This is a genomic window from Enorma massiliensis phI (genome assembly GCF_000311845.1).
Classification (GTDB): Bacteria; Actinomycetota; Coriobacteriia; order Coriobacteriales; family Coriobacteriaceae; genus Enorma; species Enorma massiliensis.
This window is the reverse complement of record NZ_HE978574.1, coordinates 55,349-70,821: the sequence shown is the minus strand read 5'-3', so window position 1 is coordinate 70,821 and position 15,473 is coordinate 55,349. Positions and strand designations below refer to the sequence as shown.

General features: G+C 60.3%; 14 protein-coding genes and 2 tRNA genes. 11 read left to right on the top strand and 5 right to left on the bottom strand.

Annotation, left to right across the window (positions count from 1 at the left end):
* Positions 1 to 227: 227 nt before the first annotated feature.
* Positions 228 to 746 (bottom strand): bifunctional nuclease family protein, encoded by a 519-nt coding sequence (locus HGEM_RS00325; protein ID WP_019127400.1) that lies wholly within the window; start codon positions 744 to 746, stop codon positions 228 to 230.
* Positions 747 to 1,017: 271 nt separating this feature from the next.
* On the opposite strand from HGEM_RS00325, the gene purE reads away from it, so the two are divergent.
* Positions 1,018 to 1,488 carry a 5-(carboxyamino)imidazole ribonucleotide mutase gene (gene purE / locus HGEM_RS00320; protein WP_019127399.1) on the top strand — a complete coding sequence of 157 codons (471 nt, stop codon included), beginning with the start codon at positions 1,018 to 1,020 and terminating at the stop codon, positions 1,486 to 1,488.
* Between the two features lie 124 nt (positions 1,489 to 1,612).
* On the opposite strand, the gene HGEM_RS00315 is transcribed toward purE, so the two are convergent.
* Both HGEM_RS00315 and HGEM_RS00310 read right to left on the bottom strand, forming a co-directional pair.
* Positions 1,613 to 2,968: a putative ABC transporter permease gene (locus tag HGEM_RS00315; RefSeq protein WP_019127398.1), complete on the bottom strand. Its 1,356-nt coding sequence runs from the start codon at positions 2,966 to 2,968 to the stop codon at positions 1,613 to 1,615.
* Positions 2,969 to 3,346: 378 nt separating this feature from the next.
* Positions 3,347 to 3,421 (bottom strand) — tRNA-Gly (locus HGEM_RS00310).
* 333 nt (positions 3,422 to 3,754) lie between these two features.
* Here HGEM_RS00310 and HGEM_RS00305 point away from each other — a divergent pair.
* The 4 genes from HGEM_RS00305 (at position 3,755) to HGEM_RS00290 (ending at position 7,754) form a co-directional block, all read left to right on the top strand.
* Positions 3,755 to 4,075 carry a hypothetical protein gene (locus HGEM_RS00305; protein ID WP_051008414.1) on the top strand — a complete coding sequence of 107 codons (321 nt, stop codon included), beginning with the start codon at positions 3,755 to 3,757 and terminating at the stop codon, positions 4,073 to 4,075.
* Between the two features lie 449 nt (positions 4,076 to 4,524).
* Positions 4,525 to 5,874: an adenylosuccinate lyase gene (gene purB, locus HGEM_RS00300; protein WP_019127396.1), complete on the top strand. Its 1,350-nt coding sequence runs from the start codon at positions 4,525 to 4,527 to the stop codon at positions 5,872 to 5,874.
* 294 nt (positions 5,875 to 6,168) lie between these two features.
* On the top strand, positions 6,169 to 6,435 hold the full coding sequence (locus HGEM_RS00295; RefSeq protein WP_019127395.1) for a TIGR03905 family TSCPD domain-containing protein: 267 nt from the start codon (positions 6,169 to 6,171) through the stop codon (positions 6,433 to 6,435).
* Positions 6,436 to 6,608: 173 nt separating this feature from the next.
* Complete coding sequence (locus HGEM_RS00290) at positions 6,609 to 7,754, top strand: hypothetical protein (protein ID WP_230197192.1); 1,146 nt, start codon at positions 6,609 to 6,611, stop codon at positions 7,752 to 7,754.
* A gap of 251 nt (positions 7,755 to 8,005) precedes the next feature.
* On the opposite strand, the gene HGEM_RS00285 is transcribed toward HGEM_RS00290, so the two are convergent.
* Positions 8,006 to 8,599, bottom strand: coding sequence for a GNAT family N-acetyltransferase (locus HGEM_RS00285; protein ID WP_019127393.1), 594 nt, complete (start codon positions 8,597 to 8,599; stop codon positions 8,006 to 8,008).
* 157 nt (positions 8,600 to 8,756) lie between these two features.
* Between HGEM_RS00285 and HGEM_RS00280 the strand changes: the two genes are divergently transcribed.
* The 6 genes from HGEM_RS00280 (at position 8,757) to HGEM_RS00255 (ending at position 14,533) form a co-directional block, all read left to right on the top strand.
* On the top strand, positions 8,757 to 9,485 hold the full coding sequence (locus tag HGEM_RS00280) for a response regulator transcription factor (protein ID WP_019127392.1): 729 nt from the start codon (positions 8,757 to 8,759) through the stop codon (positions 9,483 to 9,485).
* A 21-nt stretch (positions 9,486 to 9,506) separates the two neighbouring features.
* The gene (locus tag HGEM_RS00275; RefSeq protein WP_019127391.1) at positions 9,507 to 11,048 is read left to right on the top strand and encodes a sensor histidine kinase; all 1,542 of its coding nucleotides are present in this window, start codon (positions 9,507 to 9,509) and stop codon (positions 11,046 to 11,048) included.
* Between the two features lie 84 nt (positions 11,049 to 11,132).
* The gene (locus tag HGEM_RS00270; protein WP_035100803.1) at positions 11,133 to 12,011 is read left to right on the top strand and encodes a phosphoribosylaminoimidazolesuccinocarboxamide synthase; all 879 of its coding nucleotides are present in this window, start codon (positions 11,133 to 11,135) and stop codon (positions 12,009 to 12,011) included.
* Complete coding sequence (locus HGEM_RS00265) at positions 12,012 to 12,665, top strand: hypothetical protein (RefSeq protein WP_019127389.1); 654 nt, start codon at positions 12,012 to 12,014, stop codon at positions 12,663 to 12,665. It abuts the gene before it with no gap.
* Between the two features lie 101 nt (positions 12,666 to 12,766).
* Complete coding sequence (locus HGEM_RS00260; RefSeq protein WP_019127388.1) at positions 12,767 to 14,047, top strand: aminopeptidase; 1,281 nt, start codon at positions 12,767 to 12,769, stop codon at positions 14,045 to 14,047.
* A gap of 168 nt (positions 14,048 to 14,215) precedes the next feature.
* Positions 14,216 to 14,533: a type II toxin-antitoxin system RelB/DinJ family antitoxin gene (locus HGEM_RS00255; RefSeq protein WP_019127387.1), complete on the top strand. Its 318-nt coding sequence runs from the start codon at positions 14,216 to 14,218 to the stop codon at positions 14,531 to 14,533.
* A 402-nt stretch (positions 14,534 to 14,935) separates the two neighbouring features.
* Here HGEM_RS00255 and HGEM_RS00245 read toward each other — a convergent pair.
* Positions 14,936 to 15,008: transfer RNA gene (locus tag HGEM_RS00245), tRNA-Lys, on the bottom strand.
* Between the last annotated feature and the right edge of the window lie 465 nt (positions 15,009 to 15,473).

The following is a 15,473-nucleotide window of genomic DNA, read 5'->3' as shown; positions in this document are numbered from 1 at the left end:
GAGCGCGCCCCGGCCGTTTGTATGTTCATGCATGAAGCTCCAACGTTCGTTCCACTTCTGGGAGCTTCTTTTTGGGGAATGGTCCTAGACGGCCGCGCTTGGCGTTTCAAGATAAACGTATCCTGCGGTTTTACCTCATGGGGTGCGTCGTGCGCACGGCATCGCAGAATAGATGTTCCCAAAACTGGAACGAACGCGCGCAGCCGCCTTGATGCGCTGAACGCAACCTAGAAGTCATCCGGTGAGAGCGTCTGCACGAACTGGTCGAACTGCTTGAACTCGTCTTCACCGCTTTGCTGGGCCGTGCGATACGAGATGGTGCCGGCGCGGTTCATGACATCGTCCTCAACGAAGACGGGCGCGTTGGAGCGCACGGCGAGCGCGAGTGCATCGCTGGGCCGCGCGTCGATGGCAAGCTCTTCGATCTGCTCGTCTGCACCTTCGCGCACGAGCACGAGCCGGGCGAAGAAGACGGGCGCATCAACGCGGTTGATTTCAACCCGCTCAAGCTTCACGTTGAGCTGACGAAGCGTCTCGATGAACAGGTCGTGCGTGATGGGTCGACCGTTGTTCTGGGAGTTGTCGATTCCGCGGCTGATCGCTGCCGCCTCGACGGATCCCGTCTGTATGGAAAGCGAGCGCGACGGTGCGTTGGCGCTCTCGCCGTTTCCGCGCTCACGCAGAACGATGACCGATGGAACCGGGCCGGAGGCCATGATGATGGTCTCGATGTCTACGCGAATCATTATGGCACCTCCTTGCTGGCGCTTGCAGGTTGGCGTTTCCGCGCACCTGTTTTGTTCGGGGCATCCGGGTTGGCAGTGGTGTTAGGAAGCTGCCAACGGTGTACCCGTATTCGCTTGGGATACCTACCCAAAACTGGATAGTAATAGTACCTAAAACGTCTCGTATGTACAGAACCGCATCGGGATGCGCGCCGTTATTTCATCTATCGGGCTATACTGGCTACGTAGCATTTGGCCGCTAGGCCGCGTTATCGGATATTGAGGAGAAAGCATGGCAGATCAGGAGAAGGCGCCGCTTGTCGGCATCATCATGGGGTCGAAGTCGGACCTTCCTACCATGGAGGGGTGCACGAAGGAGCTCGAGGAGCTTGGCGTTCCGTACGAGCTGGTAATCGCGAGCGCACACCGTAACCCCGATAAGGTGCATGAGTGGGCGGGAACTGCCCACGAGCGCGGACTCAAGGTCATTATCGCTGCAGCGGGCAAGGCCGCGCACCTGGGCGGCGTGGTTGCCGCCTTCACGCCGCTTCCCGTGATTGGCGTCCCCATGAAGACGAGCGACCTTGGTGGACTCGATTCGCTCCTCTCCATGGTGCAGATGCCTTCTGGTGTGCCAGTTGCGTGCGTTGCCATCAATGGCGCGAAGAACGCTGCCATCTACGCTACGCAGATTCTCGGTGCCACCATGCCCGAGTACCGCGATGTCATCTCCAAGATGAAGCAGGAGATGGCCGAGGCGTAGCGCTTCGACGCCGCCGCGGCGTGAACCTCGCCCGGCAACGTTTCTTCTACATAGCAAACGAGTATGGCTGTGCATCCAAAGCGCCGCCCGTGCTTCCCGCGGCGGCGCTTTGGGTGGCAATAACTCATCTCGTCGCGGCCGCGCTCCCCGCCGCGCCCGTGTCGGACTCGGATGCCATGGCATCTGCAAAGGCAGTGTCGTCCACACGACTCGTATCCTCGGGATGGATGGTCATGCTCTGGAAGCGATTGGCCATGTAGGCATTATCGAAGTGCTCTGCATAAAACTCTTCCACGGGCGTGCTGGCAGATGTGCCCGAGACACGTTCGAACCAGCAGTCGAGAGCCTGAAGCGTCATGACGGCGTTGACGAGCATGAGCACTGCGCACACGGTGGTGAGCGAGTAGCGCAGCTTCCATGGAATCATGTTGATGAGCTTCAGGAGCCACGGTAGGCAGAGCTTGATCCACGCGAAGCCAAGTGCGCCCCACATGCACATGAACGGAGTGCTGGTGCGCCCCTGGAATACGATGGCGATGGGGTCGGGGATGCCGAAGAGCATCATTCCGGTGTAGTCCCAGGCAACGGCACCGAAGGCCGTCTGCATGAACCAGCTTACGAACGCCTCGAACACGCCGCCGATGATGGCGGACACGATGAAGATGATGATGGGGTTTGCCTTGTAGAAGCGGTTGAGCGCAATGGTGAGCAACACGGCCCCGCAGCCATATATGGGTGAGAAGGGCCCGAAGAGGAGCCCCGCACGGTCTTGATATACGCCGGGATCAACCACAACCATGTGATAGATGACCTCGATGATGAGTCCGAGGACACAGCACACCATGAAGACCCAGAACAAATTGAAGAAGTTGAGCTGAATGTAGCCCTTGCCTTCTAGGTCGCGCCCGAGCATGCCCTCTTCGGCCGCTTCTTGATCTGTAAGGTCGCGCAGGCGGCGCTGGAGCATGCGCTCTTCTCGAAGCGACGGGTCGATCGTGATGGAGAGTGCGAGCAGAATGAAGAACTGGATGATGCCCGAGATGAGATTGGTTCCAATGCCGGACAGCATCACGTTGAAGAGCAACTGCACGAAGGTGGTTGCAAGCAGCAGATACGACCAGCGCCCGGCGTGACGGCGGCGATTCTTGAGGAGGGAACGGCCGAACACGATGAGGCCCACCGAGTTGACAACCGTGACCACGATGCTCAGCGCGACGATGATGACGGGAAGCGTTGGGTCCGTGCCGATTGAAATCGCCTCGGGGTTGGCGCCGAGGGCCCAGGCGATCATGCCAAGGAAGATGGCGACTACGGGCAGGGTGACGATGCCGTCGATCATGCAGAGCAGTCCGTAGACCTTGATAATGAACGGGACTTTTTTCTGCTGATCGGGTGTGGGGGTGTTGGGGTTGAGGTCGTTGCCAGGAAGGCCGTAGTCGGGCAGCTCGGATGCGCGCCCGGTCGCCTGCGATAAATTCATGGTTCTCCTCATGTGAAGTGGGGTGTAGAAAAGAGGAAATCGAAATGGCCCTAATGGGGTAATGATACCGTGAACCGGCTTGGCATGCACGGATACCTGCGATGTTTCGCTGTATTGTGATTAAACCGACGGTTGAAGGTGTTCTGCGTGGTGTGCTCAGACAGAAAAAGCCTCCATTGCTGGAGGCCTGTACGTTTCTGGAGCGGGCAACGGGACTCGCGTATTCGCTTCGCGAATCCGCAGCTTCGGGCGCCTTGCACCCTCGCACGCTCGCTGGGAAATGCTCATGCATTTCCTCAGTCTCGCGACCTCTCGGTTCGAGTCCGTGTAGCATGCCCAAACAAAGAAGGGCCCCATTGCTGGGACCCCTTTCATTCATGGAGCGGGCAACGGGACTCGAACCCGCGAGTGTCAGCTTGGGAAGCTGATGCCTTACCACTTGGCGATGCCCGCGTATGTCTGCCGCGAACGGCGTACGGAGTAGTATAACCCGCGTCAATTACGCGAGCAAGAACGCTATCAGCGACTCTCCCCAATCAGCATGAAATCCGCTCGTATTCGCTTTGGCAGATTGATAGTTAGCCATGCTCGCGATTCCAATCTTTCATTCTAGCGGGACGCCAACAAGCCGAGGCTGATAGTTTTGCCGGGTGCAGGCAGCGCGCGGTTTCCTTGTCTCTTTTCGGGGAGTGGTGTCACTCGCCTAGGGCTAAGACAAATACTCAAAGATTGTATGAGCGAACAGGCTGAGCGCCTCCGTTCCGGGCGATGCTGATTGGTGCCAGCATGAGGTTACACGCGCCCGAGCTTGAGGTTGTAAACTTTGCGACGTATCGGGCGACGGTCGCACCGGCAGAGCCCCTAACTGCCCCGCTTGGGCTTTCGTTCGAGCACGAGCCCCAGGGCATGTGGGATATGGAGCGCTATGTGAGCCTGCTCATGGGTGAGGTCCCGCGTCTGACCGACGACGCCGCGGGCTACGGCCCGCATGGTGCCGGCTACATCGCACATGTTGACATTCCCGAGGAAGTGCAGATGGCATTCACCCTGCTCAAAGAGCAGTTTCCCCATCTCATCCGTGAGGCAAATCCCGCGTTTGCGTCGTAGCACGAATTAATATCAACTTATACTAACTGGCGCTGCCTTGCGCGCATGGAGAATGGGGACGCCTGCGGGATAGCGGACATGTTGCACGGGATTTGTGGTCCGTAACCCGCTTTCCCACTCCCGGAAAAGAGCTTGCTTAACAAAACTTTCGGTTTTACACGGTTATATCGCAGCATGCCGAGTAGGCGGAACTATTGCGCGCTTGCTAACTGCGGTTTTGTTGCGTGAACAATCTCGGCTACTCGGTGCATCGCGATATAACCGTGTAAAACCGAAAGTTTTTGATCTCCGAGGCTCGTGAGTGCCCCGTCCCTCGCAAAATCGTGCCCGTCATTTGAACTGAGGCGCCCTGCGCGCCGTCCCACCGCGCGAACCCGTACAATAGGTGTATCTGGCTGCAGCGCATCGCTGCGGCATAACCTGCCAGCAGCCCAATCGAAGGAGCTCGCATGATTGACCGCTATACCCGCCCGGAGATGGGCCACATCTTCTCGCTCGAGAACAAGTACGCCATCTGGCAGGAGATCGAGGTGCTTGCCTGCGAGGCGCACGCCGAGATGGGCAAGATCGGCATCACCAAGGAGGAGGCCGCCTACATCCGCGAGCACGCCTCCTTCAACAAGGAGGAGGTCGACGCCATCGAGGCCGTCACCAACCACGACGTCATCGCCTTCCTCACCAACATGGGAGAGTACATCGACAAGGACATCCCCGAGGGCGAGCCCAAGCCCAGCCGCTGGGTGCACTATGGTATGACCAGCTCCGACCTGGGCGACACCGCGCTCTGCTACCAGCTCGTTCAGGCGACCGACATCCTCATCGACGACTGTCGTAAGCTCGGCGAGATTTGCAAGCGCCGCGCCTTCGAGGAGCGCGACACCCTTTGCGTGGGCCGCACCCACGGCATCCACGCTGAGCCCATGACTTTCGGCATGAAGTTCGGCAGCTGGGCCTGGGAGCTGCGCCGCGACCTGGACCGCCTTATCGACGCCCGCGCCAACGTGGCCTTCGGCGCCATCTCCGGCGCGGTTGGCACCTACAGCTCCATCGATCCCTTCGTGGAGGAGTACGTCTGCGAGCACCTGGGCCTTGTGCACGACCCGCTGTCCACGCAGGTCATCAGCCGCGATCATCACGCCTACCTGGCAGGTGTCCTCGCCACCACCGCTGCTACCTGCGAGCGCATCGCCACAGAGATCCGCAACCTCCAGAAGACCGACACCCTCGAGGCCGAGGAGCCGTTCAAGAAGGGGCAGAAGGGCAGCTCCGCCATGCCGCACAAGCGTAACCCCATCACGCTTGAGAAGGTCTGCGGCCTCTCGCGCGTGGTGAAGGCTAACGCGCAGGTGGCCTTCGATAACGTGGCGCTCTGGCATGAGCGCGACATCAGCCACAGCTCCGCCGAGCGCGTGGCGCAGGCCGACAGCTTCATCGCGCTGGACCACATGTTCCAGTGCCTCATCCGCATCGTGGACGGCCTCATCCTGTACCCTGAGCAGATGAAGGCTAACCTCTACAAGACCCGCGGCCTCATCTTCTCCTCGAAGGTGCTGCTCGCGCTCGTGGACACCGGTATCACGCGCGAGGAGGCCTACGCCATCGTGCAGGAGAACGCCATGGCTACGTGGCGCGAGGTGCAGCAGTGCCAGGCCGGCACCACCTTCCGCGAGAAGCTCGAGGCCGACCCGCGCTGCACGGTGCCGTCCGAGAAGCTGGACGAGATCTTCGATCCGTGGGACTTCCTCACGCGCATTGACCGCGTTTTCGACCGGCTTGAGGAGCTTGACTTCAGCGCATAGTGCCAAATGCCCCCATTCCGGGGGCTTTCGCGCTTTCGTGGGGTACTTTGTGCAATTTCGACCCGGTGTTTATGGATGAGGCTGGGTAGGCGAGCGCTATACCAAGACGTTTGCGCAGGTAGTGCGGGTACAGATCTCTCAGATGCCTGCGTTCCTCGTAAAATACCGGGTCGAAATTGATGATATGGTGCAACGGCATCCCCAAGATTTATCTAATGCATCGCGGGGATAATCGATGCGGGGAATTCTATGCTGCCGGCGAGTACGGCTGCTATGAGATAGAAAGAGGGTCGCATGGTCGCGATTGACTTCACGCCGCGGGGCGTGTGCTCCAAGAACATTCACGTAGAGCTCGACGACGCGGGCGAGACGATCGAGCGGATCGAGTTCACCGGAGGTTGCAACGGAAACCTCAAGGCAATCTCGAAGCTCGTGGCAGGCCAGTCGGTCGAGCACGTGACGCAGATTCTTCGCGGCAACACGTGCGGTCCGCGTAAGACCTCGTGTGCCGACCAGCTCTGCTGCGCCCTCGATGCGGCCCAGGCCGAGGCTCGTGCGTAATCGCAGCAAAACAGGACGACGAGCTGGAGAGTTGCATGTTCCGTACGTTGGACAACTTGTTTGATCGGGCGCGGAGCGCACGCGGCCGCAGTGGCGCGGGGGAAGGCCGCCCGCAGGGAGGGGTTACTCGCCGACGCTTCGTGCAGGGGACCGTTGCTGCTGCGGGAGCGGGCATGGCGGCTATCGCGCTTTCCTCTTGTTCATCGGGCGGAGATTCCCAGCAAGAAGACGGGGAACCGCAGGTTGTAACCGATAGCTCGCAGATTGTTGCGGTGCTGGACGGCGACTACGAAAACGTAAGCAACAGCTTGAGCGCATCGTCGACGTGGTCTCTCCCCTTGGGAACAATGCTTTTCCACAACGGCGGCAATACCTGGGCCGCGGCGATGCTCACGCCGGAGTCGGCGACGAGCGTCAATACGGTTGGCGTGCTCAGCCTGTCAAGCGGCAACCTGACCACACTGTTAGATGTTGCGAGCTTGGGGGCGTCTTACAGCTTCTTCGACGTGCGCTGCTCGGATCAGGTGTACGCGTGGATTGAGATAAACTACACCGATGGCTCGTGGGTTTTGCTTGGTCAGGGCCTTTCCAACGGCGCGCTCTACGGCAGCCCTGTTCAGCTGGACTCAGGCGATAGCGATTGGGAGCCGCCGCGCTTTACCGTGTGGAATTCGAGCGTCATCTGGCAGAAGATGCCGCTTGCAAGCGGTAATCGAACAACGGAGTACTCGCACTGCTATATCTGGACCGTGGGGTCGAGCGAGGGTCAGGAGATTTACGAATCGCACGGCCGTTTCGCCACGACTCCACGCGTCTCGGGGTCGGTGCTCACCATTGCGCCGCGTGTGCGCGAGGGAAGCGGCGTGTACTATGGCATGACCGCGGTAGACATCACGTCGAGTTCGTATGACCAGATCGATCAGCTCGTTCTGCCCCGGACGGTATCGCCGTTCGATGCGACCTACATGAACGACCAGTTCGTATTCTCGATCGAGGCGAGCTACTCTGGGGTGGGGAGCTTGGGAAACATGGGGACGTTCATAGGAAAAGAGGGCGGTCCCTATCTCTACCTGCGCCGCGAGCCTTTGGCGCAGGTCGCGGGCAACGGGTCTCGATATCTGGTGAAATCCCAGGCATCGCACTTCGTGATCGATACCGAGGCGCAGAGCTATGCGGTTTTGACCTCGCCTGATCGTTCGATTGATTACGGCGATTTCCCAGCGACGGAGGGAGCGAGCTCCCAGTTCCTAACCTTCGCCACGGTGCGCGACGACACCGGTGTGCCGGCGAGCGTTACCGCCCGCGTGTTTTCAATCTAGTCGAATGTGACGATCCGTTTCGGCGCGTTGCGTCGAGGCGGGCTCAGTAGCGAGGCACGCTCTCCATCGAGGTGGGCTCCGCATCTCGCTCCGGTGTTGTCGGGCGGCTTTCGGACATTCATCTCGTTTTCGGGCGACATTTGGACGCATTCAGCGCCTTGAGCGTACCAAACACGCCCAAGAACGCCGCGACTGTCCAGATGTCGCCCGATAGCACCGTGGGTGTCCGAATCTCGCCCGAGAGCGAAGCGTCACTTTGTGCGCAGGCGAGCGTTCGCGGCTGCAAGCACGGGTTCAATCTCCGCGGCGCTCAAGCCATGCGGGGGCTCGGGCGCCGCGTTGAGCGGCAGCAGCTGCTTTTCCATCCAAGTGACGGAAAGCCATTGTCCCAGCTTAAACCCGCAGGCGGTATGCTCGCCGCACACGCGATAACCGTGGCGCTCATGAAAAGCGATCGACCCGGTATTGGTGGACGTGATGCAGGCCTCGCTCATGCGAATGCCCTGAAGACGCATGAGCTCTTCGAGGGTATCGAGCAGCGCCGAGCCGAGCCCGTGCCCCTGATGCCCGGGGGCTAGATAGATTGAAATCTCGGACGCCCAGTCGTATGCGGGGCGCGAGCGGAATGATCCGTTGTAAGCGTAGCCAGCAACAGCGCCGCTATCCGAATCCACTGCCACGAGATAGGCAGCTCGATCGAGCGTCGCCTGGATGCGCCGTTCGAACTCCTCGACCGGGGGCACCTCGAGCTCGAAGCTCACGCACGTATCGGTCACATACGGTGCGTAGATGGCAAGGAGCGAAGCGGCATCAGCGACCGCGGCGGCGCGAATTCGGTAAGACATGTGCCCTCCGGATAGAAAACGACTGGTCGGGTAATAATCAATCAATGGAGCTCCGCCGGCCGGTGCGAATCGCCCGGCGAACGTTCCCGTTGCCCAGTGTATCGCTGCGTGCGATACAATGTGATGGTTCTTTACAGATTGAGAAGGGAGCCTCGATATGGCTTCGGATGCAAGAAGGATCCTGCTCGTTGAGGATGAGAAGGCTATTCGCGATGCCGTCGCGGCTTACCTAGAGCGCGAGGGCTACTGGGTCGTCGGTGTTGGCGACGGGCAGTCTGCGGTCGAGGAGTTCGAGAAGCACCAGTTCGACCTCATCGTGCTCGACCTCATGCTTCCCAAGCTCTCGGGCGAGCGCGTCTGCCGTGCCATCCGCGACACGTCTGACGTGCCGATCATCATGCTTACCGCGAAGGGCGAGGTCGAGGACCGCATCATCGGTCTCGAGCTCGGTGCCGATGACTACCTCATCAAGCCGTTCAGCCCCCGCGAGCTCGTTGCCCGCGTTCGCGCGCTGTTCCGCCGTACGCATCTAACAGATGAACCGCAGGTTGAGGTGCTCGATTTCGGCGATCTCGTCATCGATATCTCCGGTCATAAGATTCTCGTCGAGGGCAAGGAGGTTGACCTCACCGCCTCTGAGTTCAAGCTGCTTACCACCCTCGCACGCCATCCTGGCCGCGTGTACAACCGCATGGAGCTCGTGGAGAAGGTGCTCGGCTACGATTTCGAGGGCTATGAGCGCACCATCGATTCCCATGTGAAGAACCTTCGCGCTAAGCTGGGAGACGACCCCAAGCACCCCAAGTGGCTCTACACCGTGCATGGTGTGGGATACCGCTTCGAGGCGCCGCAGCAGCCCGCTGACAACAAGGCCGAAGCCAAGTAGCTTCTGCGGCTGTTTAGCGCCATGTTCCCCGCTCGCGTCGAAATCGGACAAAAGCATAAGCAGCAAGACGAGGCGAGTTCCCGCGCGAGCTGGAACACGCCTCGTTCCGATACGCGCTCGGGCATGAGCTATGCCACGCGCATGGCCTCCTCGTTCGCGCTCACCTCCGTCATGACCGTGCTGGTGCTCGTTGGCGTGGTTGCCGTGGTGTGGAGCGGCGTGTTCTCGGATTACACGCGCGCGAACATGACGGATATCGCGCAGAGCACGGCGCAGCGCCTCGCCCAAGAGTACGAGCTGAATGGGGCGTGGAGCACGTCGTACCTGGCGTCGGTTGCCGATTCAACGCTCTCGAGCGACGATATCGGGTTGCAGGTGGTCGATGCCGAGGGCACGATCATCTATGACGATTCCTGGCCGGCTGCGGCGATGGTCGGCTCAACTCAGGGTAGCAGCGAGCCAAGTTCCCATAGTCTTATCTCGAGCGCCCCGACCGACGCGGCCGCTTCGGTTACCCGCGACATCACGCTTACCGATGGCACGGTGGTTGGGCAGGTGCGCCTGTGGGTGTTCGGTTCGGACGCGCTGCTCAGCAAGGCGGACACGGCGTTTCGCGACCGCACCTTCAACGCGATGTTCCTCGCCTCGATCATCGCGGTGGCCATCTCGGTGATCATCGGCATCCTCGTGTCGCGCATGCTCACCAACCCGCTCCGTCGTATTACCGGCACGGCGAAGCAGATCCGTGACGGCGACCTTTCGGCACGTACCGGCCTCAAGGGCGATGACGAGATCGACCGCCTTGGCGAGACCTTCGACGAGATGGCGACCTCGCTCGAGAAGGACCTCAAGCACGAGCGCCGCATCACCTCGGATGTTGCGCACGAGCTGCGCACGCCGCTCATGGCCATGCTCGCTACGGTCGAGGCCATGCAGGACGGCGTGCTTCCCGCCGACGACGAGCACCTGGAGACGGTCGCCTCCGAGACCCGCCGCCTCTCCCGCCTCGTGCAGCAGATGCTCGACCTCTCGCGCATGGAGAACCGCACGGCGCCGCTCAAGCTTGAGCAGATCGACACGGTGCGCTTCGTGCGCCGCATCGTCGACAGCCAGCAGCAGCTCTTCAACGCCCACGACCTGCGCCTCCGCTTCTCGGACGACACGCAGGGCCGCCCCTCGGGCATCGAGGCCGATCCCGATATGGTCACGCAGGCGGTGGTCAACCTCATGAGCAACGCCATGCGCTATACCCCCGAAGGTGGCTGGGTCGTGGTCTCGGTGCGCACCTCTCGTCGCAACGTGCAGATCATCGTGTCCGATACCGGCATCGGCATCGCGAAAGAGGACCTTTCGCGCATCTTCGGCCGCTTCTGGCGGGCCGATGCGAGCCACGCTCGCGAGGCGGGCGGCCTGGGCGTTGGCCTTTCGGTCACAAAGCAGATCGTCGAGCGCCACCACGGCTACATCTCGGTCGAATCTGAACTTGGAAAAGGTACGACGTTTACGATTCATCTGCCCCGTGAGCACACGGCAGAACCTTCATCCTCTACAATAGAACACTAGGCTGCGCCGTGCCCATGTGCTGGGGCATCGTGGCGCAGGCAATGCAACGCAATCGTCTTTGAGGAGATGACTCACGTGGCCAACATGGAGCGCCGTCCGGATTCCCGCGGCAAGGTTCGCGATATCTATCAGGCTGGAGACAACCTGCTTATGGTCGCAACCGACCGCATCTCGGCTTTCGACTACATCCTGCCGGACGAGATTCCCTTCAAGGGCGAGGTGCTCAACCGCATCTCGGCCTTCTGGTTTGAGAAATTCGCCGATATCGTTCCAAACCATCTGGTGTCGATCGACCCCGCGGATTTCCCGGAGGAGTTTGCCGAGTATCGCGACTATCTGGCTGGCCGAGCCATGCTGGTGCGCCGCGCGGAGACCATCCCCGTCGAGTGCATCGTGCGCGGTTACCTCACCGGCTCGGGCAAGAAGACCTACGACGAGGACGGCACCGTGTGCGGCATCAAGCTGCCCGCCGGCCTCACCGAGGCATCCAAGCTCCCCGAGCCCATCTTCACCCCGTCCACCAAGGCTGCCATCGGCGACCATGACGAGAACATCTCGTTTGACCGCACGGTAGAGATCGTGGGCGCCGAGATTGCCGAGCAGATTCGCGATCTATCGCTGAAGATTTACACCGCCGCCTCCGAGTATGCTGCCACGCGCGGCATCATCATCGCCGATACGAAGTTCGAGTTCGGTGTCATCGACGGCAAGGTTACGCTCATCGACGAGTGCCTCACGCCCGATTCGAGTCGTTTCTGGCCGGCAGACTCCTATGAGGAGGGTAAGGTTCAGCCGAGCTACGACAAGCAGTACGTGCGCGATTGGCTGCGCGCCCATTGGGATATGACGGGCGAGGTGCTCCATCTGCCCGCCGAGGTGATCGACGGCACGTCTGCGCGCTATCGCGAGGCGTATCAGATCATCACGGGTACCGCATTCGAAAGCATGAAGGGAAACGCATAAGTGAGTATCAGGAGCGCTAACAACAAGCGTGTGCAGAACCGCGAGTACGCGGGCGCGTCCCGTAAGTCGGCGGCCTCGGCGAAGCCCGCGCGCGCTGCGGCGAGCTCGGTGCGCGTCGTGCCCGCGAGCGCGAAGGCTCGTCGCCGCGAGGCCGAGCAGGGAGAGTCGCTCGAGGGCCTTTCCAAAGAGGAGAAAAAGGCGCGCAAGCAAGAGCTGCGCATCAAGGAAGACCGCATGTACTCCGCGGCCAACATCCTCATGAAGAACGATGCGGAGTACCGCTCTAAGCGCCGCATCTTTTGGGTGCTCATGGCTATCGGCGTGGTTGCCATCTTCCTGGTGTGGTTCCTGCTCATGGGTGTGCTTAGTTCGCTTCCCGAGAACGTGATCGGAGTGCTGCAAATCGTAGGCCTCGTTCTTGCCTACGGCTTTGTGATCGGTGCCTTCATCTTCGACATGGTGAAGATTCGCCCCATCCGCAACTTCTATAAGGCGCAGGTGGCGGGCATGACCGACCGCAGGGTGCTCGAGATTCTTGAGGATGCCGACACCAAGGATAAGAAGGACTCCAAGAAGGCTGAGGACGACAAGCCGGCTGAGGAGCCCGTTCAGAAGAAGCGCGGGCCTAAGAAGAACCATCGTTCCCGCCGCTAATTCGATACTGTTTATCTCGTAGCAGCCAGGCCGAGCGTTCCCTTCCAAGTGGTGCGTTTCGGTCTGGCTGTTGCTTTGCCCAGAGAAACGGAGTGACGATCATGATCAAAGCAGCGCTCACGGTTGAGGATGCCAAGGCAGGCATGCGTTCCTTGGCGCCGCAGATCGAGCGGTACGCAAGCCTTATCGTTCGCAAGGGCGTTCATGTTAAACCGGGGCAGGAGCTGGTGATCATGTCTCCGGTCGAGACGGCTGAGTTCGCGCGCACGCTGGTGAGGTGCGCTTACGAGGCTGGTGCCGGGCACGTTACGGTGGTGTGGAGCGACGACGCGGTGACGCGACTCACCTATGAGAACAATGAGCTTTCGTATTTCGAGCAGATGCCGGAATGGCAGCGGACCCAGTACGAGACGCTCGCCGAGGCCGGTGCATGCTTCGTGTTCGTAGAGGGCTCCGACCCTGAGGCGCTTAAAGGCATCGATCCTGCGAAGCCGACCGCCGCGAGCCGTACGCGCAACACGCAGTGCCAGCGCTTCCGACGCGGGCTGGACTTCAATATTAACCCGTGGTGCATCGCGGGCGCTCCGGTTGCATCGTGGGCGCGTCACGTGTTTCCCGATGTGCCGGAAGAGGTGGCCATCTACAAGCTGTGGTGCGCCATTCTCTCGGTTTCGCGCGCGGATGGGGAAGACCCAGAGAGCGCGTGGGAGCTGCACGACGCGACGTTCGAGAAGAACCTGCGGTTTTTGAACGAACACCATTTCTCGGCGCTGCGCTATGAGTCTGCGAATGGCACAAATCTTACCGTTGGGCTTACCGACCGCCATATCTGGGCGGGCGGGCGCAGCGAGACGCCGGACGGGCACCCGTTCTTCCCCAACATCCCTACCGAGGAGGTCTTTACCTCTCCGCATCGCGAGCATGCCGACGGCATTGTGTACTCTGCGCTTCCGCTTATCCATGCAGGCAACAAGGTGGATGACTTCTGGCTGCGTTTTGAGGGTGGCCGCGTGATCGATTGCGGTGCGCGGATTGGCGCCGACGTGCTGCAGAGCATCCTCGACACCGACGAGGGCGCCCGCCGCCTGGGCGAGGTTGCGCTCATTTCGAAGAACACGCCCATACGCGAGAGCGAGACGCTGTTCTACGACACGCTCTACGACGAAAACGCGAGCTGCCACTTGGCGCTGGGCGTGGGATTCCCTGAGTGCTACGCTGGTGGTTACGAGATGACGCCCGTTGAGTTGCGCGCGTGCGGGGTGAACACCTCGACCACCCACGTGGACTTCATGATCGGTGCGGACGACCTCAATATCACGGGCATCATGCCCGATGGCAGCGAGGTGCCGGTGTTCGTTAACGGTCAGTGGAGCTGGGAGTAGCACCTGGCCTGCTTCGGTTCATTTTGTGACGGGCGGCCTTGAGACATGCTGGCCGGAAACCATGGGCATGGCGTCACGCGACAACGAAAGGCCCCGTTGCTCTCGTTCTATGGGTATACTTATGCTATGGAAATGCCATTGATCCTCATATTTTGAAAAGGTGGTTCTATGGCGCTCGTTCAGACAACCATTGATGACGATGTCAAGAAGCGCGCCGACGAGGTGTTTGCTCGCAGCGGTCTTACCTCGGCCATGGCGATGAGGGTAATGATCACGCAGGTGGCGAATACCGGATCAAGCCCCTTTGATGGCCTCTTTCTCGGCAAGGGCGGCCAGGCGTACTCCGATGAAATACGCCGGGCCATGGTACGCGAAGAGGCCAAGGAGTACGGGCTCATTCCCGATGATGCTCAGGACGATCCTACAGAGGTGCCAAGCGACCTTCTGGATGCATGGGGCATTTCTGCAGTAGAGGTCGGGTTATGAGCGCCCTGGCGTATGACGTTCGTGCCGGTCGAGACTTCTGGAATACCCTTACGCCGCTTCGCCCTAAGTACACACGAGAGCAGTTTGCCGAGATTATCCGAATCGTAAGAGCCTGTATCAACGAACTTGCACGACAGGGATACGTTGACGAAAACGGATGGGCGGAACACCTGTTGAAGAAGTCGCCGTTCAACGACGGATCACACTACGAATTTCATATCTTCGATGATGACGTGCTCGTCGTGTACTTCAGGCGCGAACGACGCAGGATAATTCGTATGGTAGGTGTTTTCGACCATGAGTCGCTCTCATCTGCATAATGCGAGATTCGGATAGATAGCCTGCTTGATATGGCCGTCAAACAAAAACGCCTCCGCGAACGGAGGCGTCAACAAGCGCGGGTGGGCCGTTAGGGGTTCGAACCCTAGACCTTGGGATTAAAAGTCCCCTGCTCTGCCAGCTGAGCTAACGGCCCGTGCGGAGCTATTGTAGCACGTTGGACGGATCTCGCACGGTGGCCGTTAGGTTCTTCGTCGTAGGATTGCATTCCGGGCGGGTCTCGGGCGGGGTGGCGTTCCATAGCCGGCTTCGGGCGGGGCAGCGTTGTCGGTCGTGTTCCGGACATCGCGGCGTTATCGGGCGGGTTTTGGACGCTCAGGTGATTGTCGGGCGATATTTCGCCGTTCTCTCCCCTTCGAGCGTCCGAATCTCGCCCGATAACACGGGTGGGTGTCAGGAACCCGCCCGGCAACGCCGCGGTATCTGGAGTTAGCTTGGAGAAGAGCCAGTTTGGGAAGGATCCGGCCCGCGAAAGTGCGCGCCCGGGAGGGAACCCGCCCGAGCAAGAACCATCCGGGGGTTGGACACACTCGGTGGTGCCTCTCGTCTAGCGTTCCTTCGCCGTCCCCCGTTATAACCAAACGCTTACCGACAGATCGAG